Source organism: Mycobacterium sp., from assembly GCF_032162605.1.
Taxonomy (GTDB): domain Bacteria; phylum Actinomycetota; class Actinomycetes; order Mycobacteriales; family Mycobacteriaceae; genus Mycobacterium.
Map to the genome: position 1 here is coordinate 1 of NZ_JAVROT010000238.1, position 23,674 is coordinate 23,674.

A 23,674-nucleotide genomic window follows, 5' to 3' on the forward strand; every position below is an offset into this window, starting at 1 on the left:
TTCCACGTTTGGTTGGGTCCCGGGGGACCGACGGCCGATGACTCTGGCCCCGACGGCGATCGCAATCATTGTCAACGCTGCCGCCGTGACCAACCATCGAACCCGTTTCGTGGCCTGATTGCTCACGGGGTGGGGGCACCGATCTCGGTGACCACCGCTGCTGACACGTGCATGTTGGGTCGCTTTCTCTTGTCGGTTCCGCATGTTCAGTCTGCGACAGCGCACTGACGGACATCGACGGAGCCGTCGCCCAGAAGCTCTGGCTGGACGCGCGTCTTGTTGCCGATCATCTTCTTGCCTGCCATGAAAAACGCTGCCGCATTGGAGGTCTCCACCGCCGCCACGCGGTCGTCCTCGTCGAGGTGAAACAGGGCGAACTTAGCCGAGTCGGTGTCGCCGCGGACGATCGCTGCTCGTGTCGGACGCACCAGACCGGCGATCTTCAACTGAAGGTCGAACTGATCCGACCAGAACCAGGGGACTTCCGGCTTCGGTGCAGCGCCACCGGTGATGGCGGCGGCTGCCTGTCTGGCCTGTTCGACTGCGCTCGGGATGCTCTCCAGTCGGATGCGGTGACTCTGGCCGGGGAGCGGCCGTTTGGTGACGTCGCCGATCGCGAACACCGACGAATCGTTCGTGCGGGCGAACTCGTCAACGAGTATGCCACCGTCACAATGGATTCCGCTCTCGCGGGCCAGATCGTCGCGCGGGATCGCACCCACGCCGACGAGTGCGGCGTCGCATTCGAGTTCTCGGCCGTCGGAGAGTTGAACCGCTCGAACCGTGCCGTGCCGGTCGCCCACGAATCCAACGACGTCCATACCGGTCAGGATGTCGGTGCCGCGGCGCGCGTGTTGGTCATGGATGAGTTGGGAGAATTCGGTGCTCGCGACGCGCGCCAGGATGCGGTGTTCACGCTCGAGGACGGTTACTTGGACGTGGCCGTGTGCGACGGCCTCGGCGGCGACTTCCAAGCCGACGTAGCCGCCTCCGATGATCACCATCCTGCGCGCGGCCGCCATCGTCTTGCGGAGCTCGACGGCGTCATCGAGGGTTCGCAGACTCAGAATTCCGCCTAGGTCCGAACCAGGCACGACGAGAGGCCGTGCTGCGGCTCCGGTCGCAATGACGAGGTGATCGTAGGAGAGCACGTCGCGGTCCGACGTGAGGATGCGGCGCGCGGCACGGTCTATCCGTGTCACCGTCTTGTTGAGCTGGATGTCGATGTCTTGGCTGCGGTAGAAGTCAATGGGTCGCAGCAACTGCTCGTAGTCGTCGGAAAAGTACTTCTTCGATAGCGGGGGGCGGTGGTAGGGAGGGTGCGGTTCGGCGCCCAACAGGGTGATCCGTCCCGCGTGCGAGTGCTGACGCAGTAGCCCGACGAGTGTGCCGCCGGCATGACCTGCGCCAACCACCACGGTCGATCCCTCGAGGCCGGGCCCGGCGTCGAAATCGGTCACAGGAGTTCCTCTTCTGGTCGGCACGCGTGATCCTTCCGCCGATCTCTCTGGAAAGTCTCGCCGAACCGCTCGTCGGGCCGCGTCACCACTTCGGGTAGTCATTGCCTTGCGGAAGGGGTATTTCTCGGCGACATCCTTGGCCCCAGCGACTCCGCCGCAGATAGTGAGCGGGTGGGGCCACCGTGGTACCCAGGGTCGCGATTGCGGGAGGCTGTGTTTCGTGCGCTGCGGGCGTGCGGACCGTCACCTGTGCCGAGCTCCCAACATCGATGTGAAGGGGGCACACCCATGACTCCTACGACCGGTCTAGTTCGCCGCACGAATCGCGGACCCCGACATGGCTGACGTGCTGCCGCAGCCGCAGACAGCCTCGGTTGAGGAGGTCATCCGCGAGCTCAAGGCGGGACCCAGCGGGCCGAAGGTCGCGGCGTTCTTCGACTTCGATGGAACGCTCATCGACGGATACTCCGCTGGAGCGTTGTACGAACACCGCGCGCGAAACCTGGAGCTGGGACCCGACGAACTGATCCGAACGATCAGCGCAGCGGTGGGTGGGCCACTTGACGAAGCCGCATTCGAGCAACTGATGTTGCGGGGAACCCGTGGCTGGATGGGACGCACCGACGATGAGCTGATGGAGCTTGGTGAACAGCTCTTCACGACGCACGTGGCGGGCGCGCTGCATCACGGCGCTTGGCGACTGGTGCGCGCCCATCAGAATCTCGGGCACACCGTCGTGATCGCCACGTCGGCCACCGCGATGCAGGTGATGCCGATGGCACGCGAGCTCGGCATCGAGCACGTGTTGTGCACGAGGCTCGAGACCGTCGACGGGGTGCTCACCGGTCAATTGGCCGGCCGGACACTCTGGGGCGCAGGCAAGTTGGCCGCCGCACGCGATTTCGCCAAGCGGAAACGCATCGCACTGAGCGGCTGCCATGCCTATGCCAACGGAGACGAAGACCTGCAGCTGCTGGACGCGGTCGGGTCTCCCCATCCGGTCAATCCGGGACGGTCGCTGGCCCGACATGCCGCTGAGCATGGGTGGAAGACGATCCAGTTGCCCGGCAAGTCCAGTCGGCTCAATCCGATACCGTTGATTCGCACCAGCGCCTTGATGGGCAGCTTTGCAGCCGCCGTCGGGGTTGGTGCCGTCGCCGGGGTGTTGACTCAGGACCGGCGCGGCGGCGTCGACCTGGCGACGTCGCTGTTCGGCCGCGTCGGAGGAGCGGTCGGCAACATCGCCATCGATGTCACCGGCGAGCAGCACGCCGCCCGACGTCCCGCGGTGTTCTTCATCAACCACCAGAGCACACTCATCGATGCCCTCGTCACCTCCCGCGTCATTCAGCGCGGGTTCACCGTCGTCGCAAAGGCAGAACTTCGTGAGGCGCCGGTGTTGGGCCCACTTCTGGACATCGCCGACGTCGCCTTCGTCGACCGCACCGACACCGCCAAGGCCATCTCCGGCCTGCGTCCCGTCGTCGAGAAACTGCGCTCTGGCGTCTCGATCGCCATGGCACCCGAGGGCACGCGGTCGCTCAGTCCGCGGGTCGGCCCGTTCAAGAAGGGTGGCTTCCATCTGGCCCGCGACGCGGGGGTTCCGATCGTTCCGATCGTCATCCGCAATGCGGGCGAAATCATGTGGCGCAATGCAAGCGTCGCCCAGGAGGGCACAATCGAAGTCGTCGTGCACGAACCCGTCCCGACCGATCGCTGGGAGCGGGCTGACATCGATGAGTGGTTGACACGGACGCGTCAGCTCTACATCGATACCCTCGACGATTGGCCCGGCGTTGCGGCTGGTGCGCGGTGGTCGGAAGCGATCGCGTGCGCGGTGGCGGCACGATGACCGCTGTGCTCCGGCTCCTACCGAGATGGCTGGCCGGGGCGTTGGAACCGAGCGACTCGGTCGCCTCGGATCAGATACTCGACTCCGACGAATTCAACTACGCTGCAACAGAATTGGCCCATGAGCTGGGTCGGGACGTGGTTGCCGTCAAGGACGAGGCGGCGGTGTACCTACAGGAGCTGGGCGCCGTGCACCTTCCCCTGGTCGTGCACGCCTGGCGTCGACTCGCGGTGTGGCTGGTGCGCGGCTTTCAGGTGGTGACCAACCCGGGGGAGATGGCTGCGCTCAACGAGCTCGACCGGGGCCATGCATTGGTCTTTCTGATATCGCACCGCTCGTATCTCGATCAGTTCGCGTTCCCTCCCCGCCTCGTCGAGGAGGGCATCTCGCCGACGTATGGTCTGGCCGGAGCCAATCTCGACTTCTTTCCGATGGGCCCACTTGCCAGGCGCAACGGCTTCATTCACGTGCGGCGGGCCTCCGGGGACATGCCCGTCTACCGGATGGCGCTACGCGCGCTCGTCGGCCGGATGGTCGACGACGGCCACAACCTCGTATGGTCGATCGAGGGTGGCCGTTCTCGGACGGGGAAGTTGCGGCCGCCGCGCTACGGGCTCCTGCGGTACGTGACGGACGCCGTTGAATCCGTGGGAGCCGAGCGGACCACCGTCATACCCGTGTCAATCCTCTATGACCAGCTTCCGCTACACGAAGTGAAGTTGATGGTCGCGGAGTCACGCGGCCTTCCCAAACGGCCGGAGAACGCACGCTGGCTGGTCGGCTATGCACACGGTCTGCGCCATCGGGTTGGCCGCATCTACCTCAATTTCGGCACTCCCGTACCGCTCTATGACCGCCTGAATGCTTTGCGCGCAGAGGGTTTGAACGATCGCCAGGTGGTCGAGAGGGTGGCGCTCGACATCTGCCATCGCATCAACCGGGCCACCCCAGTCTCTGCGACCGCGGCTGTCTGCGTGGCGATGCTCGGTGCTGATCGCGCTCTGACGATTGACGAGGTGTGTGCGACGGTGGCGCCGCTGGCCGGCTACCTCACGGCTCGGGAGTGGCCGATCGCAGGTGGCCTGGACCTCACCAAGCGCCCTACCGTCGCGCAATCACTGGACGATCTGGTCACCTCCGGTGTGTTGTCCCGCTATCGCGGGGGTGTCGCCACGGTGTGGGGCATTGGCGCGGACCAGCATCTCATCGCAGCGGTGTACCGCAACAGTGCAATTCATGTCCTGGTCATGCGCGCCATCGCCGAGTTGTCGTTGCTGAACTTCATTCAGACGCCGGGCGCCGACAACAAGACGGCGTGGAAGGCCGCGCTGGCGCTGCGCGAGTTGTTGAAGTTCGACTTCTTCTTCGCCGGGCGAGATGAGTTCGCCGACGAGTTGTGGCGGGAGTTCGCGATCATGGCCGGCATCGGACACGACAAGGAAGCGCCCCTTGACGTCGTCGAGGTGTCGCACTGCCTGCAGAACAATGACCTGTTGGTAGCACACTTGGTCTTGCGCCCATTCATCGATTCGTACCGGGTCGTCGCGGAGGAGTTGGCCGCCGCCGGTGACCGGTCGGTCGAGGAACACGAGATGCTCGCGCGTTGCCTGCGGGTGGGGCGCCAGTGGTCGTTGCAACATCGGATCACCGAGGAGTCGGTGTCAGGTGAGATGTTCAGTACCGCAACGAAAATGGCTCGCCACCGTGGGTTGATGAAAGCAAGCCCGGATCTCGGGCAGCGGCGGACCGCGCTCGTCGAGGAGCTCGACGATCTGCGGCGCTCGATCGACCATCTTCTAAGGTTGCGCACGACGGCGACGTGAGGCCCGCCATGGAGACATGGCATGACCGCCCCTGTGCCCGGGGGCGCTGCGACGTCAGTGAAAAGTTCTGCCTCTCGAGGTTGCTCCGTGGCCCATGCAAGGCGGCGCTCCGCCCCCACCGCCGGACCCTCCGAGGAGTGCGGCCGCCTCGGGGCGAGGGCGTCGAGCAGTGAATCGGCGTTCAAGCGCATTGTGCGCGATAAGGATTCGTCAGGCCGCCCAGTTTTAATTGACGTGCACGTTAGCCAAGCGGGCGACATTTCCTCGCGCTTGACGCTGGATCCGGTCGGCCCGAATCGAGAGAAGTCGTTGACCTCGACATGACGCCCAGGCGAGGCCGACGGTAAATCTGCGCGCGCCGACGCTCGAGGGGAACACGTGTTGCTGGGAACGGGCGAACCTAGCTCGCAAGAGGCAGATTTATCCCCCTTGGTGGGGCAGCCAACTGGTGGCGCGCATCGATAACGTTCGCCCATGCCGTGTGTCGAGGGTGATCAGTGCCCGCAGAAATGCCGGGGCGTCGTCCCCCGCAGAGGAACTGGGGCTGGTCTGCCCGCCATGACGCCCCGGTCGGTGACGTCATGACATCGGCGTCGATAGCGGCCAAGCCCGTGCGCGCAGTCGGCGGCTTCTTCGCGATGTCGCTCGACACCTTCGTCCTCATCTTCAAGCCGCCCTTCGCCTGGCGCGAATACGTGTTGCAGTCGTGGTTCGTCGCGAGAGTGTCCGTCGTCCCAGCCCTGATGTTGACCATGCCGTACTCAGTGCTGCTGGTCTTCACCTTCAACATCCTGCTCAAGGAGTTCGGGGCCGCCGACTTCTCCGGCACGGGCGCCGCGATCGGAACGGTGAATCAGATCGGCCCGATCGTGACAGTGCTCGTGGTATCCGGCGCGGGTGCCACCGCGATGTGCGCGGACCTGGGTGCTCGGACCATCCGTGACGAACTCGACGCGCTGAGGGTGATGGGCATCAATCCGGTTCAGGCGCTGGTGGTTCCGCGCGTGCTGGCTGCTACTACGGTCGCCCTCGCGCTGTCGGCGAGCGTGATCATCGTTGGTCTGGCGGGTGCGTTCGTCTTCTGCGTCTTCGTTCAAGACGTCTCGCCCGGTGCATTCATCACCGGTCTGACCCTGCTGACCGGAATGGGCGACGTCGTCGTATCACTGCTCAAGGCCACCCTCTTCGGCATGGCCGCAGGATTGATCGCCTGCTACAAGGGCATTTCGGTCGGCGGCGGCCCTGCGGGAGTCGGCACCGCGGTCAACGAGACCGTGGTCTTCACCTTCATGGTTCTGTTCGCGATCAACGCGGTCGTGACCGCCGTCGGCATTCAGTTCACGGTGTGAGGGCGACGTGACTCTTAGCGCGAATGCTGCAGTGCCCAGTCGTTCGTATGCGCGACTGCGCCGGGTAGGTGACGGCGTCGCCGGTGGCTGGGACCGTATCGGCGCCCAGACGCACTTCTACGCCAAGACGTTGGCCGCGATCCCGGACGCCTTCGTGCACTACCGCACCGAAATGCTAAGGCTGATCGCCCAAATGGGCTTGGGGACAGGTGCTCTGGCCATCGTCGGCGGTACCGTCGCCATCGTCGGCTTCCTCACCATGACGACCGGCGCCTTGGTCGCCATCCAGGGGTACAACCAGCTGGCGTCGGTGGGCTTCGAGGCGTTGACCGGCTTCGCCTCGGCGTTCTTCAACGTTCGACTCATCGTGCCCGGCACCACCTCCGTGGCTCTGGCGGCGACAATCGGGGCCGGCGCCACCGCGCAGATCGGCGCGATGCGGATCAACGAGGAGATCGACGCACTCGAAGTCATCGGAATCCGCACCATCAGCTATCTAGCGGCTACCCGGGTGATAGCCGGGGTCGTCGTGGTGATCCCGCTCTATTGCATCGCCGTGATGATGGCGTTCTTCGCCGCGCGCTTGGGCACCGTGGTTCTCTACGGCCAGGGCTCGGGAGTGTATGACCACTACTTCAACACCTTCTTGATTCCCTCGGACCTGATCTGGTCGTTCTTTCAGTCCCTGGTGATGACCGTCGTGATCATGTTGGTGCACACCTACTACGGCTTCACCGCCAGCGGCGGCCCCGCAGGCGTCGGCGAAGCGGTCGGCCGCGCCGTCCGAACGTCGATGGTGGTCGCCTCCGTCGAGATCGTGATGATCTCATTGGCTGTTTACGGCCAGACCGGCAACTTCAACCTGGCTGGCTGACCATGGACCCCCGCCCCGGTGAAAGCCGCATCTCCAACAAATGGTGGACCGTCATCCTCATCCTGGTGATCGTCGTGTTCCTCGTGGTCACCGCCGGATTCTTCGCTGGCACCTTCAACTCGTACGTCCCCGTCACGCTGCAGGCCGATCGCTCTGGCCTGGTCATGGAATCCGATGCCAAAGTGAAGATGCGCGGCGTCGAGATCGGCCGTGTTCATGACATCAATAGCGGCGCCGGCGCTGCCCAACTTCAGCTCGACATATACCCCGACCAGATCCGATTCATCCCGGCCAACGTCACGGCACGAATACAGGCAACCACCGCCTTCGGCGCGAAGTTCGTCGACCTCGATTATCCAACGGATCCCTCGACGGCCCGCCTATCCGCCGGAGCCGTGCTGCAATCCAAGAACACCAGCACCGAAGTGAATACGGTCTTCGAGAATCTCACCAACCTGCTCGACATGGTCGACCCGGCCAAGCTCAACGCAGTACTCACGGCGGTCGCCGACGGTGTCCGCGGCCAGGGGCCACGCATGGGCGAGGCCACCACCGCATTGGATCAGGTTCTGCAGGCACTCAACTCCCGCGCCGACACGATGAAACAGGACTGGCGCTCCTTCAAGGACTTCAACGCCACCTATGCGGCTGCAGCCAATGACATCGTGGCGGTCCTCGACAACGCCAGCACGACCAGCACCACGATCACCAAGAGCTCCAAGGAGCTAAATAGTCTGCTGCTCAACGCGATCGGTGTATCGACATCTGGCATGGACCTGCTCGCCACGAGCAAGGACAGCATCGTCGGCGCGATCAACACCTTGGCTCCGACCACCGACTTGCTCATGAAGTACAACCCCGTATACACCTGCTTCTTGCAGGGGGCGACCTGGTTCCTCAACAACGGCGGATACAACGTCTGGGGCGGCGACGGACGCACGATTCAACTCGACGTCGCCCTGCTACCCGGCAACGACCCGTACATGTACCCGGACAATCTGCCGATCGTCGCCGCCAAGGGTGGCCCCGGTGGCGCACCGGGCTGCGGTTCCTTGCCGGACGCCTTCAAGAACTTCCCCGTACGCCAGATGATCACCAACACCGGCTATGGAACGGGACTCGACATTCGCCCGAATCCGGGCCTCGCGCACCCGTGCTACGCGGACTACTTACCGGTCACCCGCGCGATTCCGAAGCCGCCGAAGATTCGGGCGTGCCTGCCCGGTCCGGCCCCTGGCCCCATCCCCTATCCCGGTGCCCCACCGTATGGCGCACCCCTCTACGGGCCTGGTGGCGTACCGCTGTGGTCGGGCGTGCCACCGGCTGACCCGGCGATACAGGCAGGGGACCCGGTCCCGCCGGCCACATCGGTCGCATCCAACGCGGTCCCACCCGTCCCAGTCCCACCCGAGGTACCCGCACCATGAGCCAACACCGCCGAACCGGCAAGGAGCAGACGCCGTGAAGGACAACTTCAAAGGCGCGGCCTGGCGGCTCGCCGTCTTCCTCACCGTCTGCGCATTCGGTGCCTTCGCACTGATGACCGTCTTCGCTCAATTCCGATTCGGTGACGGCACGAAGTACTTCGCCGACTTCACCAACGTTTCGGGTCTGCAAACCGGCAACCTGGTCCGCATCGCCGGTGTCGAGGTCGGCAAAGTCGAGACCATCGAGTTCAATTCGGACTCAAGTCTTCGCGTCGGATTCTCCACCGACGGGTCGGTCGCCTTGACTGAGGGCAGCCGCGCGGCGATCCGCTACGACAACGTCATCGGTGGCCGCTATCTGGCGTTGGAGGAGGGCGCAGGCGGCGTGACCCCCTTGAGGGCCGAGGAAGTCATCCCGACTACACGGACCGTCCCTGCACTCGACCTGGACTCCGTAATCGGGGGATTCAAGCCGCTGTTCCGCGCACTGAACCCCGACCAGGTCAATGCGCTGAGCGGACAGCTGATCGGCGCGCTACAAGGCGAGGGACCGACGATCTCCTCGTTCCTCACCCAGGCCGCCACGGTGACCAACACTCTGGCCGATCGTGACCAGCTCATAGGGCAAGTCATCGGCAATCTCAACGTCGTCCTGGATTCCCTTGGCGGACAAAGCGACCGACTCGACAAGGCCGTGGTGTCGCTGTCGGACTTGGTGCACGGCCTGGCCGATCGCAAGACCGACATCACCAACGCCATCGCATACACCGACGCCGCGACAGGATCGATAGCCGACCTACTGGGCCAGGTTCGCCAACCGGTGCAGAAGGTGGTCCACGAGACCGATCGCGCCGCCGCCATCGCCGTCGCCGACCACGACTACCTCGACAAACTCCTCAACACCTTGCCCGATAAGTACCGCACTCTCGGGCGGCAGGGCATGTACGGGGACTACTTCAGCTTCTATTTCTGCGACGTCGTCTTGAAACTCAACGGAAAAGGCGGTCAACCGGTGTTCATCAAGGTTGCAGGCCAGGACACCGGGCGGTGCGCACCGAAATGAAGTCCTTCAGCGAACGCAACCCCTTGCTCATTGGCGTGGTCGGCCTAACCCTCGTCAGCGCCGTGGTGCTTGGAGCGTTGAACTATCAACGACTTCCGTTTCTCTACCAGGCCAAGACCTACTCGGCGTACTTCGCTGATGCCGGTGGGCTGCTCAGCGGCGCGGGCGTCCAGGTGTCAGGTTTCCCTGCCGGGAAGGTCTCCGACATGGATCTCGAGGGGAATCAAGTGAAAGTCACCTTCACCGTGGACGGCAGTGTCCACATGGGAGACGCTACGGAGGCTGCGATCAAGACCAAGAGCCTGCTTGGCACCAAGGTGCTGGAAGTCGTGCCCCGTGGCGGCGGAGAGCTCCAGGGTCCAATTCCGCTGAGTCGCACCGTATCTCCCTACCAGTTGCCCGACGCACTAGCGGACCTGTCCAGAACGATCAGCGGCGTTGACACCAACCAACTCTCGGACTCACTGTCCACGCTGGCCGAGACCTTCGCCGATACCCCTGATCAACTGCGCAGCGCCGTGCAGGGCGTGACGAGATTCGCAGCGACCATCGACTCCCGCGACGAGCAGTTGCGGACACTGCTTGCGAATGCGGCCAAGGTGACCGGTGTGCTGGCCAAACGCACCGATCAAATCGTTTCGCTGGTCAACGATACGAATTCTCTGCTGGCGCAGCTGCAGACGCAAAGCGCTGCGCTAGAACATATCTGGACCAATATCTCGGCGGTGTCGCAACAGTTGAAGGCGTTCATCGGGGAGAACAGGCAACAGCTGCGACCGGCCCTTGACAAGCTGAACGGGGTTCTGGCCATCGTCGACAACCGTAAGGGGCAGCTGCAGTCGGCCGTGAAGCTGCTCAACAAGTACGCAGTGTCCCTTGGGGAGTCGGTGTCGTCTGGGCCGTTCTTCAAGGCCTACGTGACCAACCTTTTGCCCGGGCAGTTCGTCCAACCGTTCATCGACGCAGCCTTCTCCGATCTCGGCGCCGATCCCAACGTCCTGGCGCCGTCGCAGCTATCCGACCCGCAGGTCGGTCAGCCAGGGACACCTCCTCTGCCCGTGCCTTACCCGCGCACCGGTCAAGGGGGCGATCCTGCGCTCAAGGTGCCCGACGCGATCACCGGTAACCCTGGCGACCAGCAGTGCGGTCCGCCAGGGGTTCCCTTGCCCGGGCCGGGTTGCTACCCGTATCGCGAACCACTTCCCGCCCCGCCACCCGGCGGTCCGCCCCCTGGTCCGCCTGCCGGGGCGGCGCCAGCGCCTACTCCGACGGCGGTGTACGTGCCTGCACCGAATGAGATCGACCCGCAACCCCAGGGTCAGCCGTGAGCGGGCGGCCGAAGTGGATCCGCGTCGCGCTGGCCGCAGCGCTGGCGGTAATGCTCGCCGTCGGGCTCGTCGTGGTCATCCATGGGATGGATCGGAGCGGCAGGACCCTCGTGACTGCTTATTTCGACAACAGCAACGCCTTGTTCGCGGGTGACGACGTACGGATCCTGGGTGTGCCGGTGGGCAAGGTCGAGTCAATCGAGCCCGAGCCTCAGCGCGCCAAGGTGACGTTCTGGGTCGATGACAAGTATCGAGTGCCTGCTGACGCGAAGGTCGTCATCCTGTCGCCGCAACTGGTCACCGGGCGCGCGCTCCAGATCACCCCGGCTTACACCAGCGGACCGGTGATGAAGACGGGAACGGTGATTCAACAGGACCACACGGCGGTGCCCGTGGAATGGGACGACATCCGTGTCCAACTCAAACGCATCACCAAGCTGCTGCAGCCGACCGAACCGGGCGGGGTCAGCACCCTGGGTGACGCGATCAACACGGCTGCGGCCAACCTCCGCGGCCAGGGCGGCAACATCCGTGACGCGATCATCAAACTGTCACAGGCGATCTCGGTGCTTGGCGACCACAGCGGCGATATCTTCTCGACCTTCAAGAATCTGTCGACACTGGTCACGGCTCTGCGTGACAGCGCAGACGTCTTGGAGCAACTGAACGGAAATCTGGCCTCCGTCACCGGGTTGCTGGCCGACGGCCCCGACAAAGTGGGCAAGGCGGCCGAAGACCTCAACGGCGTTCTCGGCGACCTCAAGGACTTCGTTGCCGACAACCAGGACGCGATCGGGACCACGTCGGACAAACTTTCCTCCATCAGCACGGCGCTCGTCGGCAGCCTCGACGACATCAAGCAGACACTGCACGTTGCGCCAAACACGATCGCCAATTTCTACAACATCTATGAACCGGCCAACGGATCGCTCACCGGCGCCCTCGCGGTCAACAACTTCGCCAATCCGGTGTCGTTCCTATGCGGAGCCATCCAGGCGGCGTCACGGTTGGGCGCCGTGCAATCGGCGAAGCTGTGCGCCCAATACCTGGCACCCATCGTCAAGAACCGCCAGGTGAACTTCCCGCCGCTCGGTGTGAACCTGCTCGTCGGCGCGCAGGCACGACCCAACGAGGTCACCTATAGCGAACCCTGGATGAGGCCCGACTTCGTGCCGCCGGCGACGCCACCGCCACCGGAGGCCCCGATGGCCGCCGAAGCACCGGGTCCCGCTGACGCGGCGCCCCCGGCGGTGAGCACCGATCCCAATACGGGTCTGACCGGGCTGATGGTGCCGAACGGAGGTGGATGATGACTAGCCGCAATGACATTCGCCGGGCAGTGATGGCCCTAGCGGCGATCGTGTGCGCACTCGCGATGGCGGGTTGCAGTCTCGGCGACTGGCACGGTCTGAACTCGTTGCCCATGCCTGGCACCAAGGGTGACGGGCCCGGTTCGTTCCAGATTCAAGCCCAGATGCCCGACGTCAACAACATTCAACCCAACTCACGCGTGCGCGTCGCCGACGTCACTGTCGGCACCGTCACCAAGATCGAGCGGCAAGGCTGGCACGCACTGATCACCATGCGCTTGGACGGAAATGTCGACCTGCCCGCCAACAGCACCGCGAAGATCGGGCTGACTAGCTTGCTGGGGTCCCTGCATATCGAGTTGGCGCCGCCACGGGACGCGCCACCACAAGGCCGGCTGCACGACGGATCGCTCATCGAGTTGTCAAACGGCGCAGCCTATCCGAGCACCGAGCAGACGCTCGCCGCGCTGTCGATGGTGCTCAACGGCGGCGGACTGGGCCAAGTCCAAGACATCACCGAAGCCTTCAGCACCGCCTTCCATGGCCGCGAGCAGGATCTGCGCGACCTGATCGGCCAGCTCGACACCTTTGCCGGCATTCTTAACGATCAATCGTCCGACATCATCGCCGCCACCGAGAAGCTCAACGACCTGGCAGGCAAGTTCGCCGCGCAACAACCCGTTCTGGACCACGCGTTGGCAACCATCCCCGACGCGCTGGCCGAACTCAACGACGAGCGCGCCAACCTGGTCGAGGCTGCCGACAAGCTTGGCAAATTCGCTGCAATGACCGCAGACACCGTCAACCAGTCCAAGGACAACCTGGTCAAGGAACTGCGCGACGTCGGGCCCGTCCTTGAGTCCCTCGCCAACGCGGGCCCGAGTCTGACCCGCGCATTGAGTTTGATTCCCACCTACCCCTTTCCCAACGAAACCATCGAGAAGTGGCAGCGCGGCGAACAAGCCAACCTGACTGCGATCATCGACCTCACACTCAGCCGAATCGACGCCGGCGTGTTCACGGGAACGCGGTGGGAGGGCAACCTGACCGAACTGGAACTTCAGTGGGGACGCACCATCGGCCAGTACCCGAGCCCCTACACCGCAGGTAACCCGCTGGTCGCTGCCTACCACCTGGATCAAGGACCGTAGATGCGACTAACTGGACGACTGAAGTTTCAACTCGCGCTCTTTTCCGTGATCGCGCTGGTCGCGGTCGCGTTGATGGGCGTGCACTTCATGAAGCTGCCTGCGATGCTCTTCGGCGTCGGAACGTACAGCGTCACAGTGCAACTGCCCCAGGCCGGCGGTCTCTACGGCGGAGGAAACGTCACCTACCGCGGCACCGAAGTCGGCCGCGTCGAAGCGGTACGGCTGACCACTAATGGAGTGGCCGCCGACCTCTCGCTGAAATCAGGTATCGACATCCCATCGGACCTCGAAGCCGAGGTGCACAGCCAGTCGGCGATCGGTGAACAGTACGTGGCGCTACTGCCTCGCGGTGACGGACCGCCGTTGAAGGACGGTGACGTCATCCCCCTGGCGCGCACCTCCGTCCCCCCCGACATCAACGACCTCCTCACGGCGGCGAACAACGGGCTCCAGGCAATCCCGCACGACAACCTGAAGACGGTAATCGACGAGTCCTACACCGCTGTGGGAGGACTCGGCCCCGAGCTATCCCGAATCGTCAGAGGCACATCCAATTTGGCAATCGATGCTCGCGCAAACCTCGATCCGTTGATTGCGCTGATCGACAAGTCCAAACCCGTGCTGGACTCGCAGACCAATACCTCGGATGCCATCCAGGCCTGGGCTGCTCACACCGCCGCGGTGACCGCTCAGCTCAAGACGCATGACCGGGACGTCGCCGGTGTCATTACCAAGGGCGGTCCAGCTGCCGAGCAGGTGCGTCAACTCATCGACCGTCTGAAACCCACCCTGCCGGTGTTGATGGCGAATCTCGTCAGTATCGGCCAGGTCGCCGTCACCTACCGAGCGGACATCGAAGAACTGCTCGTTCTCTTGCCGCAGGCAGTATCGGCATTGCAGGCCGGGATCATCGCAAACATGAACACCAAGCAGGCGTACAAGGGCCAGTACCTGAGCTTCAACCTCAACCTTAATCTGCCGCCCCCGTGCACCACCGGATTCCTTCCGGCCCAACAGCAACGGGCACCTACGTTCCAGGACGCTCCTGACCGCGCCGATGGCGATCTGTACTGCCGCGTGCCTGCGGACTCGCAGTTGAACGTCCGCGGCGCTCGCAACATCCCCTGTGAGACGGTGCCCGGCAAACGAGCGCCGACGGTCGCCATGTGCGAGAGCAATGACCAGTACGTGCCGCTCAACGACGGCTACAACTGGAAGGGGGACCCGAACGCCACCCTGTCAGGACAGGGCGTACCCCAATTGCCGCCCGGAGTCCCGCGCCCGGCAGCGCCTCCAGGGTCCGCTCCGCTACCCATCGCCACCGCTCAGTACGACCCCAGCACCGGAACGTACATCGGCCCGGACGGACAGCCGCACACCCAGTCGAACTTGGCGAACGGCGCTCACCCCGGTAGCTGGCAAGACATGCTGATCCCGCCGAAGGTCAACTAGGCCAACATGATTGACGGAGCCAAGGCCGCCTCCCACGCCAACCGACATCGAGGGAAAAGTGTGATGAGAGTCGGGATCACCGCGTTGCGTGCCGTGTTGGTGGCCGTGCTGGGAATGTGTTTGTGGACTACGGTCACGGCGAAGGCGGCTGGAGTCGACTACCTGATGGTGCCGTCGGCGGCTATGGGACGAGACATCCCGGTCGCCTTTGAAGCCGGTGGCCCCCACGCAGTGTTCCTACTCGACGCTTTCGACGCAGCGCCCGACGTGAGCAACTGGGTGACCGCCGGCAACGCCATGAACAGCCTTGCTGGCAAGGGTGTTTCAGTCGTAGCACCGGCGAGCGGTGCATGGAGCATGTACACCGACTGGGAGCAGGACGGTAGCCGTCAATGGGAGACGTTTCTGTCCAGCGAGCTACCCGATTGGCTGGCCGCCAACAAGGGACTCGCGCCAGGCGGTCACGGAATCGTAGGCGCCGCCCAAGGAGGCACCGGAGCTCTGACGCTGGCCGAGTTCCACCCGGACAGGTTCCGATACGTTGGTTCCTTCTCGGGATTCTTGACCCCGTCGAAGACGACGTTCAACGGAGCGATCACGGCCGGCCTCGCCCAGTACGGCGGCGTCGACACCCGCAACATGTGGGGATTGCCGCAGCTGGGTCGGTGGAAGTGGCATGACCCCGATGTTCACGTGCAGCTGTTGGCCGACAACAACACTCGACTGTGGGTGTTTAGCCCGCAGACCCTGACATGCAGTGATCCCGCGGCAATGATCGGCTACTGCGATCAAGCCCAGGGCAGCAACCGCAGCTTCTACACGCACTACGCCATCGTTGGCGGCCACAACGGTCACTTCGACTTTCCCGTCGACGGTCAGCACGACTGGTCGACCTGGGCCCCACAACTGGCGGCGATGTCCAACGACCTCGTCGCGACGATCAAATAGCAAGGGATCGCACGTGAAACGCATCAAGACGTTGCAGGCAACAGTGGTGGCCCTTGGACTGCTCGCCGCGCAGACCGCCGTCGCGATCCCGGCCGCCGCTGACCCATCCGACGATCCCTGCCCGTTGGCCTTGTTCTTCGTCTGCAGGATGGTGCCGCTCGCGCCAAATCTGGATGGCGACCTTGATCTGACGAAACAGCAGCCCCCCGCCGACCCGAACGCCCCAGCGCCCGATTCGCTGCCGCCGGCCGACATCTGCGCCCGCGGCTGCAACTAACAAGACCATCTCGAACGAATACGAAGAAGGGATCTCGCGTGGGCATCGGTATTCAGGTTGAGGGACTGACCAAGTCCTTCGGGCCGCAGCGAATCTGGGAAGACGTCACGTTCGACATCCCGCCCGGCGAGGTCAGCGTGCTCCTCGGCCCGTCCGGTACGGGTAAGTCGGTGTTCTTGAAGTCGTTGATCGGTTTGCTTCGCCCCGAGCGCGGCTCGATCATCGTCGACGGTACGAACATCATCGAATGCTCGGCGAAGAAGCTGTACGAGATCCGGACCTTGTTCGGCGTGATGTTTCAGGACGGCGCCCTGTTCGGCTCGATGAGCCTCTATGACAACACCGCGTTCCCGCTTCGTGAGCACACGAAGAAGAAGGAAAGCGAAATCCGTCAGATCGTGATGGAGAAGCTCGACCTGGTCGGTCTGACCGGCGATGAGACCAAGTTCCCCGGTGAGATCTCCGGTGGTATGCGCAAGCGCGCCGGGCTGGCCCGCTCGTTGGTGCTCGACCCGCAGATCATTCTCTGCGACGAGCCGGACTCCGGTCTTGACCCCGTGCGTACGGCGTATCTCTCCCAGTTGCTCATCGACATCAACGCGCAGATCGACTGCACGATCCTGATCGTCACGCACAACATCAACATCGCCCGCACCGTGCCGGACAACATGGGCATGCTGTTCCGCAAGCAACTGGTCATGTTCGGGCCCCGCGAAGTCTTATTGACCTCTGATGAGCCGGTGGTCAAGCAGTTCCTCAACGGTCGTCGTGTTGGTCCGATCGGCATGTCGGAGGAGAAGGACGAGTCGACGATGGCCGAGGAGCAGGCCCTCATCGACGCAGGCCACCACGACGGCGGCACCGAGGAAGTCGAGGGCGTGCCGCCTCAGGTCAACGCGACGCCGGGTATGCCGGTGCGCCAGGCGGTTGGTCGGCGTCAGGCCCGGGTGCGTGACATCATGCACACCCTGCCGCCCGAGGCCCAGGCCGCGATCCGCGAGGACCTCGATCGCACCCAACCTTCACCACGGCATTACCTTCCGGATCGGGACACCGACCTCGTTCCCGTCGGTTCGAAAGACTCAGTGCGATGATCACGAGAGTCATCGAGAAGGTGCGGTCGGGGAAGCATCGAGACGGCGACTGCGTCCCCAAACCGGTTGTCGAGCGAACGCGGGGACCCGCGTCCGACGTTGCACGAACTTGCGAAGTCACCGGGTACGTGACTCGTTTCGATCAGCGCTCGCTGGCTTGGGCCATGATGACAGTCGCCGCGCCGCATCTGGCGCCCAACGAACGAATCTGGCTCTGGGTCAAGATCGGCGCCGGCGACTTGGAGAGCGCACTGATGACGCTCGTAGGCGTCTGCATGCGGAATGATGTCCCACTTTCGGTCAATCTCGCAGGGGCACTGCGTGACTGGCTGGATGGCTATGCCGGAACAGACGTGGCTGCCGCGTTCGAGTCCTATGTCCGTCCAACCCGAATGGCGACTGGCGTAAGCGATGTCAGGTCAACTCGGGAAAGCTTGGACATCGCCTGCGATCGGTTTGGCAGCCGCGCTCGTCGGGTGCCGACGGATCGACGCTCCCCAGACGTTTCTGGGGAGCGGGTGATGCCGGACGCAACAGCTGACGAATTGCTTCCACGTGGCCATGTAAGGGGTCTGAGTCCATGATCAAGAATCGACTTAGCAGAGTCATCGTTGCCGGGATGGGATTCGCGGCGCCGGCGATCGGCATTCTCTCTGCGCCGCAAGCAGCTGCAGTCCCTGGGCCGGAAGTGGAGTACACGTACGACGTCGTGGTGCGACGTCATTTCGACTTTCCGGGCAACGACGCCATCGGATACGGCTTTGGCATCTGTGACAAAGTCAGTCGAGGTGGCAGCTACGGCGATGTGATGCGCGATTTCAAACAAGACGTCTTTCCCAGTGACGAGCAGTCGGCCAACTATGTGGTGTCCTACGCAGTCGGAATCTTGTGCCCCGCCCAAATCTGGCAGTTGCGAAACTCGGCAGCGGGCTATCGCCCCCCGCCCTGACCGATCGACATGAAGCCAGCTCGACGACAGGCAATCGCTTAGGTATCTCCCGTTCGGGAAGACGGGAGCAGACTTTGGTCCGGCCAATGATTTGGACAAACCAAAAAATAGATACTAGGATGTCCTAGTAATAGCCGCTCGCCAACCTCTTGGGATCACCGATGACGACACAAATTCAGCATTTGATCGATGGGAAGCGCACGTCGGGTAGCTCGACGCGTACTGCTGATGTCCTGAACCCGAGTACTGGGGAGGTGCAGGCCCGGGTCGCGATGGCGTCGGCCGCCGACGTCGACGCCGCCGTCGCCGTCGCCGTCGAGGCGCAGAAGGAGTGGGCGGCTTGGAACCCGCAGCGTCGGGCGCGGGTGATGATGAAGTTCGTCGCGTTGGTGAACGAGAACGCCAATGAGCTCGCCGAATTGCTTTCGATCGAGCACGGCAAGACGGTCTCCGATTCGCTCGGCGACATTCAGCGTGGCGTCGAGGTCATCGAGTTCGCGATCGGCATCCCGCATTTGTTGAAGGGCGAGTACACCGAGGGTGCGGGCGGCGGCATCGACGTCTACTCGCTACGTCAGCCTCTCGGCGTGGTCGCGGGCATCACGCCGTTCAACTTCCCCGCGATGATCCCGCTGTGGAAGGCGGGGCCGGCGCTGGCGTGCGGCAACGCCTTCATCCTCAAGCCCTCCGAGCGTGACCCGTCGGTGCCGGTGCGGCTCGGCGAACTGTTCCTCGAGGCGGGCCTGCCCGCCGGCGTCTTCCAGGTGGTGCACGGCGACAAGGAGGCCGTCGACGCCATCCTGCATCACCCCGACATCCAGGCCGTCGGATTCGTCGGCAGCTCGGACATCGCCCAGTACATCTACTCGACGGCGGCGGCCAACGGTAAGCGCGCACAGTGCTTCGGCGGGGCGAAGAACCACATGATCGTGATGCCCGACGCCGATCTCGATCAGGCCGTCGACGCCCTGATCGGCGCGGGCTACGGCAGCGCTGGCGAGCGCTGCATGGCGATCAGCGTGGCGGTGCCGGTTGGCAAGGAGACCGGGGATCGGCTGCGCGCCAGGCTCGTCGAGCGGGTCGGCCAGTTGCGCGTGGGCCACAGCCTCGACCCCAAGGCCGACTACGGTCCACTCGTCACCTCGGCCGCGCTGGCGAGGGTCAAGGACTACATCGGTGCGGGCGTCGAGGCCGGCGCGGAGATCGTCGTCGACGGTCGCGAGCGTGGCAGCGACGACCTCACCTTCGGTGATGCCAGCCTCGAGGGTGGCTACTTCATCGGGCCGACCCTGTTCGACCACGTCACCACCGACATGTCGATCTACAAGGACGAGATCTTCGGCCCGGTGCTGTGCATCGTTCGGACTGACAGCTACGAAGAGGCGCTGGCGCTTCCCTCGGAGCACGAGTACGGCAACGGGGTGGCGATCTTCACCCGCGACGGCGACACCGCTCGCGACTTCGTCTCCCGGGTGCAGGTCGGCATGGTCGGCGTCAACGTCCCGATCCCGGTTCCCGTGGCGTACCACACCTTTGGCGGCTGGAAGCGGTCCGGTTTCGGTGACCTCAACCAGCACGGGCCCGCGTCGATCATCTTCTACACCAAGGTCAAGACCGTCACCCAGCGCTGGCCGTCGGGCATCAAGGATGGCGCCGAATTCTCCATCCCGACCATGAAGTAGCCGGGCACTCGTGACTACGCAGCACTACTTCGGGCTCGACGATCACGAGCGGGCGATCGTCGACACGGCGGCGGAGTTCGCCGACAAGCGCATCGCGCCGTTCGCATTGGAGTGGGACGCCACGAAGCACTTCCCGCTCGACGTGCTGCGCGAGGCCGCCCAGTTGGGCATGGCGGCGATGTACTGCAGCGAGGACGTCGGCGGCAGCGGACTGCGACGGCTGGACGCGGTGCGGATCTTCGAGAAGCTGGCGATGGCGGATCCCTCGACGGCGGCATTCCTGTCGATCCACAACATGTGCGCGTGGATGGTGGATCGCTACGGCACACCCGAACAACGCAAGGCGTGGGTTCCCCGGTTGGCGTCGATGGAAGCGGTGGCCAGCTACTGCCTGACCGAGCCGTCCGCAGGGTCGGATGCTGCCGCGCTGCGCACCAGGGCGGTGCGTGACGGTGATGACTACGTGCTCGATGGGGTGAAGCAGTTCATCTCCGGCGCCGGAACGTCGGACGTGTACGTCGTGATGGCCCGCACCGGCGTCGAGGGTCCGCGCGGCATCTCGGCGTTCATCGTCGAAGACGGCTCTCCTGGACTGAGTTTCGGTGCGCAGGAACACAAGATGGGATGGAACGGCCAGCCCACCGCGCAGGTGATCATGGAAGGCGTCCGGGTACCCGCGGACGCCATGCTCGGCGGCACCGACGGCGACGGCGGCGGCTTCGGCATCGCGATGAACGGGCTCAACGGTGGCCGGATCAACATCGCGGCGTGCTCGCTCGGCGGAGCGGCCGCCGCGTATCAGAAGGCCGCCGCGTATGTCCGCGACCGAGAGGCATTCGGCGGCAGTCTGCTCGACGAGCCGACCATCCGCTTCGCCTTGGCCGACATGGCCACTGCGTTGGAGTCGTCACGAATGATGTTGTGGCGGGCGGCATCCGCCCTCGACGAGGACCACCCGGAAAAAGTCGAACTGTGCGCGATGGCCAAACTGCACGTGACGGACGCCTGCTACGACGTCGCCGACCGGGCGCTGCAACTGCACGGCGGCTACGGCTATCTCAGCGAGTATGGATTGGAGAAGATCGTCCGCGACCTGCGGGTGCATCGAATCCTCGAGGGAACCAACGAAATAATGAGGGTCGTCATCGGCCGGGCCGAAGCCGCCCGGACGCGGGCTTCCGCCTAGGAGAGAAGCAGATGACGACGATCGCGTTCTTGGGACTGGGCAACATGGGCGGCCCGATGGCGGCGAACCTCGTCGCGGGCGGGTTCGCCGTCCGTGGCTTCGACCCGGCTGCCACCGCGAAGGCGGCCGCAAGGGAGAAGGGAGCCAGCGTATTCGACCGCAGCGCCGAGGCAGTCGATGGCGCCGATGTCGTCATCACCATGCTTCCCAACGGCGGTCTGGTGCAGACCTGCTACGCCGAGGTGCTGCTCGCCGCCAAGCCTGGAGCATTGTTCATTGACAGCTCGACGATCTCTGTCGACGACGCGCGCACGGTCAACACACTCGCTGCCGAGCATGGGTTCGCCCAACTCGACGCGCCCGTATCGGGCGGGGTGAAGGGCGCGGTAGCAGGCACGCTGGCATTCATGGTTGGCGGCGAGGCCGACGCCGTTGAACGTGGCCGCGAGGTACTGGACCCCATGGCGGCCAAGATCATCCACTGTGGGGCGTCCGGTGCCGGCCAGGCCGCGAAGGTGTGCAACAACATGGTGCTGGCCGTGCAGCAGATCGCCGTCGGAGAAGCGTTCGTAGTTGCCGAGACGCTCGGCCTTTCGGCGCAGTCGCTGTTCGACGTGATCACCGGCGCCACCGGCAACTGCTGGTCTGTGCACACCAATTGCCCAGTGCCAGGACCGGTCCCGTCATCACCGGCGAACCACGACTTCAAGCCCGGCTTCGCGACCGCGCTGATGAACAAGGACCTCGGACTGGCGATGGACGCGGTGGGTTCGACGGGTTCGTCGGCACCGCTGGGCACCCACGCCGCAGAGATCTACGCAAAGTTCGCGGCAGATCACGCCGACAAGGACTTCAGTGCCGTCATCGAACTGATCCGCAACAGCTAGCGACCCCCACAACCGGCCAAAGTCGAGGTAACTGCGTGACCATCGAACTAGATCACATACTCACCCGAGTCGACGGGAACGTCGGCCGCGTGGTGTTGAATCGCCCGAAGGCCATCAACTCACTCACCAACGGCATGGTGGCCGGGTTGGCGAAGGCACTCGACGCCTGGGAACACGACGACGCGGTGCGCGCCGTGCTCCTCACTGGCTCCGGCGAGCGCGGACTATGCGCAGGCGGCGACGTCGTGGCGATCTATCACGACGCCCAAGTCGGCGGCGCCGAGACTCGGGCGTTCTGGCGCGACGAGTACGAGCTCAACGCCCGCATCGCGCGCTACCCGAAGCCGTACGTGGCCGTGATGGACGGCATCGTCATGGGCGGCGGGGTCGGCGTCAGCGCGCACGCCGGAATCCGGGTCGTCACCGACACGACGAAGATGGGCATGCCCGAGGTCGGCATCGGTTTCATTCCCGACGTCGGCGGCACCTATCTGCTGGCGCGCACACCGGGGTTACTGGGCGTGCACGCTGCGCTGACCGGCGCTCCCTTCTCGGGCACCGATGCCATCGCGATGGGGTTCGCCGACCATTTCGTGCCGCATGACGTGCTGGCCGACTTTGAGGCCGCCGTCGTATCCGATGGCCCCGCCGCCGCGCTCTCAGTGCACGCGATCGAGCCGCCGCCCAGTCCGTTGCTTGCGCAACGGCATTGGATCGACGACTGCTACTCCCACGAAACCGTGCCCGAGATCCTCGCGGCCCTGCACAGTCATGCGACCGGCCCGTCGATCGACGCATCTAATCTGATCGCCAGCCGGTCGCCGATCGCACTGGCAGTGACACTGGTGGCCGTACGGCGTGCCGGTGAACTCGACTCAGTCGAAGAGGTCCTGCGGCACGAGTTCCGGACATCGTGCGTGGCGCTTCGGTCACACGACCTCGTCGAGGGCATCCGCGCGTTGCTCGTGGACAAGGACCGCACGCCCAAGTGGTCACCGGCATCGTTGGCGGACGTGACGCCTGAGAGGATCGATGCCTACTTCGCGCCCCTCGAAGATGACTTGACTTTCCCAATCGCTGGTCGCTAGCGGAGACGCCAAAGGTGCGATGCCCAGCGCGTGTTCGGGTTTGATCCGCGGCACATGATCAGCAGCAGCGCAGTTAGCGAAAGGCGGACCATGGCGCCGTGGGGGATGCGAGTTGGTCCGCGGAAATGTGCATTCGATCGCGCGAGCGCCAACCGAGGCACGCTCTGCCCGTACCGCATCGGCTGACATGAGCCAGCACCAATCCCAGGCAAGTATGCGGGACTCTCGGGACCAGAAGGTGCAGGCTGTGTCCTCCGCAGGACACCCATATCGCCGACCGAAGGCCCACTGAACGAAGAGAAATTTCCCGAAGATGGTGGCCGCCAAGGTTCCTCGCCTAACTGCCATTCAGGCCGACCTGCACTACGTCCGGTTGACGGAATCGGGTGTTATCGGCGAATCTCCCGCGCCACAGTGCTAATTGCGCCGCGCGTGTCTTGACGTTTTCACACGACGCTATGACGCTTTGATTTG

Annotated in this window: 19 protein-coding genes; 18 read left to right on the forward strand and 1 reads right to left on the reverse strand. The window is 64.2% G+C overall.

Translation table 11 applies throughout. From position 1 onward, the window contains the following. Positions 1 to 206 precede the first annotated feature (206 nt). The gene (locus QOI01_RS14365; protein ID WP_526381960.1) at positions 207 to 1,460 is read right to left on the reverse strand and encodes an NAD(P)/FAD-dependent oxidoreductase; all 1,254 of its coding nucleotides are present in this window, start codon (positions 1,458 to 1,460) and stop codon (positions 207 to 209) included. A gap of 337 nt (positions 1,461 to 1,797) precedes the next feature. Here QOI01_RS14365 and QOI01_RS14370 point away from each other — a divergent pair, with 337 nt between their 5' ends. From QOI01_RS14370 to QOI01_RS14455, 18 genes are all read left to right on the forward strand, one after another. Then, entirely contained in the window at positions 1,798 to 3,312 is a 1,515-nt protein-coding gene (locus QOI01_RS14370) for an HAD-IB family hydrolase (protein WP_526381962.1), read from the forward strand. Continuing rightward, entirely contained in the window at positions 3,309 to 5,135 is a 1,827-nt protein-coding gene (locus tag QOI01_RS14375; RefSeq protein WP_526381964.1) for a 1-acyl-sn-glycerol-3-phosphate acyltransferase, read from the forward strand. Before QOI01_RS14370 ends, QOI01_RS14375 begins: the two co-directional genes overlap by 4 nt. Positions 5,136 to 5,716: 581 nt before the next feature. Beyond that, positions 5,717 to 6,484: an MlaE family ABC transporter permease gene (locus QOI01_RS14380; RefSeq protein WP_526381966.1), complete on the forward strand. Its 768-nt coding sequence runs from the start codon at positions 5,717 to 5,719 to the stop codon at positions 6,482 to 6,484. A gap of 31 nt (positions 6,485 to 6,515) precedes the next feature. After that, the gene (locus QOI01_RS14385) at positions 6,516 to 7,358 is read left to right on the forward strand and encodes an MlaE family ABC transporter permease (protein ID WP_526381968.1); all 843 of its coding nucleotides are present in this window, start codon (positions 6,516 to 6,518) and stop codon (positions 7,356 to 7,358) included. Positions 7,359 to 7,360: 2 nt separating this feature from the next. Beyond that, positions 7,361 to 8,785, forward strand: a complete 1,425-nt coding sequence (locus QOI01_RS14390; protein ID WP_526381970.1) for an MCE family protein — start codon at positions 7,361 to 7,363, stop codon at positions 8,783 to 8,785. 34 nt (positions 8,786 to 8,819) lie between these two features. After that, entirely contained in the window at positions 8,820 to 9,848 is a 1,029-nt protein-coding gene (locus QOI01_RS14395; RefSeq protein ID WP_526381972.1) for an MCE family protein, read from the forward strand. Next, positions 9,845 to 11,176, forward strand: a complete 1,332-nt coding sequence (locus QOI01_RS14400) for an MCE family protein (protein ID WP_526381974.1) — start codon at positions 9,845 to 9,847, stop codon at positions 11,174 to 11,176. Before QOI01_RS14395 ends, QOI01_RS14400 begins: the two co-directional genes overlap by 4 nt. Beyond that, a complete protein-coding gene (locus tag QOI01_RS14405) occupies positions 11,173 to 12,486 on the forward strand; it encodes an MCE family protein (RefSeq protein WP_526381976.1) in 1,314 nt (437 codons plus the stop codon). Before QOI01_RS14400 ends, QOI01_RS14405 begins: the two co-directional genes overlap by 4 nt. Positions 12,487 to 12,551: 65 nt before the next feature. Continuing rightward, a complete protein-coding gene (locus QOI01_RS14410) occupies positions 12,552 to 13,637 on the forward strand; it encodes a virulence factor Mce family protein (protein WP_526382003.1) in 1,086 nt (361 codons plus the stop codon). Beyond that, a complete protein-coding gene (locus tag QOI01_RS14415) occupies positions 13,638 to 15,089 on the forward strand; it encodes an MCE family protein (protein WP_526381978.1) in 1,452 nt (483 codons plus the stop codon). It abuts the gene before it with no gap. A 63-nt stretch (positions 15,090 to 15,152) separates the two neighbouring features. Next, positions 15,153 to 16,037 (forward strand): alpha/beta hydrolase, encoded by an 885-nt coding sequence (locus QOI01_RS14420; protein WP_526381980.1) that lies wholly within the window; start codon positions 15,153 to 15,155, stop codon positions 16,035 to 16,037. A 13-nt stretch (positions 16,038 to 16,050) separates the two neighbouring features. Next, positions 16,051 to 16,314: a fibronectin-binding protein gene (locus QOI01_RS14425; RefSeq protein ID WP_526381982.1), complete on the forward strand. Its 264-nt coding sequence runs from the start codon at positions 16,051 to 16,053 to the stop codon at positions 16,312 to 16,314. A gap of 38 nt (positions 16,315 to 16,352) precedes the next feature. Continuing rightward, the gene (locus QOI01_RS14430; protein WP_526381984.1) at positions 16,353 to 17,408 is read left to right on the forward strand and encodes an ABC transporter ATP-binding protein; all 1,056 of its coding nucleotides are present in this window, start codon (positions 16,353 to 16,355) and stop codon (positions 17,406 to 17,408) included. Between the two features lie 619 nt (positions 17,409 to 18,027). After that, a complete protein-coding gene (locus QOI01_RS14435) occupies positions 18,028 to 18,357 on the forward strand; it encodes a DUF732 domain-containing protein (RefSeq protein WP_526381986.1) in 330 nt (109 codons plus the stop codon). 161 nt (positions 18,358 to 18,518) lie between these two features. Beyond that, positions 18,519 to 20,039 (forward strand): CoA-acylating methylmalonate-semialdehyde dehydrogenase, encoded by a 1,521-nt coding sequence (locus QOI01_RS14440; protein ID WP_526381988.1) that lies wholly within the window; start codon positions 18,519 to 18,521, stop codon positions 20,037 to 20,039. 10 nt (positions 20,040 to 20,049) lie between these two features. Next, entirely contained in the window at positions 20,050 to 21,225 is a 1,176-nt protein-coding gene (locus QOI01_RS14445) for an acyl-CoA dehydrogenase family protein (RefSeq protein WP_526381990.1), read from the forward strand. 11 nt (positions 21,226 to 21,236) lie between these two features. Next, the gene (gene mmsB / locus QOI01_RS14450; RefSeq protein WP_526381992.1) at positions 21,237 to 22,112 is read left to right on the forward strand and encodes a 3-hydroxyisobutyrate dehydrogenase; all 876 of its coding nucleotides are present in this window, start codon (positions 21,237 to 21,239) and stop codon (positions 22,110 to 22,112) included. Between the two features lie 35 nt (positions 22,113 to 22,147). Continuing rightward, the gene (locus tag QOI01_RS14455) at positions 22,148 to 23,200 is read left to right on the forward strand and encodes a 3-hydroxyisobutyryl-CoA hydrolase (protein ID WP_526381994.1); all 1,053 of its coding nucleotides are present in this window, start codon (positions 22,148 to 22,150) and stop codon (positions 23,198 to 23,200) included. Positions 23,201 to 23,674 lie beyond the last annotated feature (474 nt).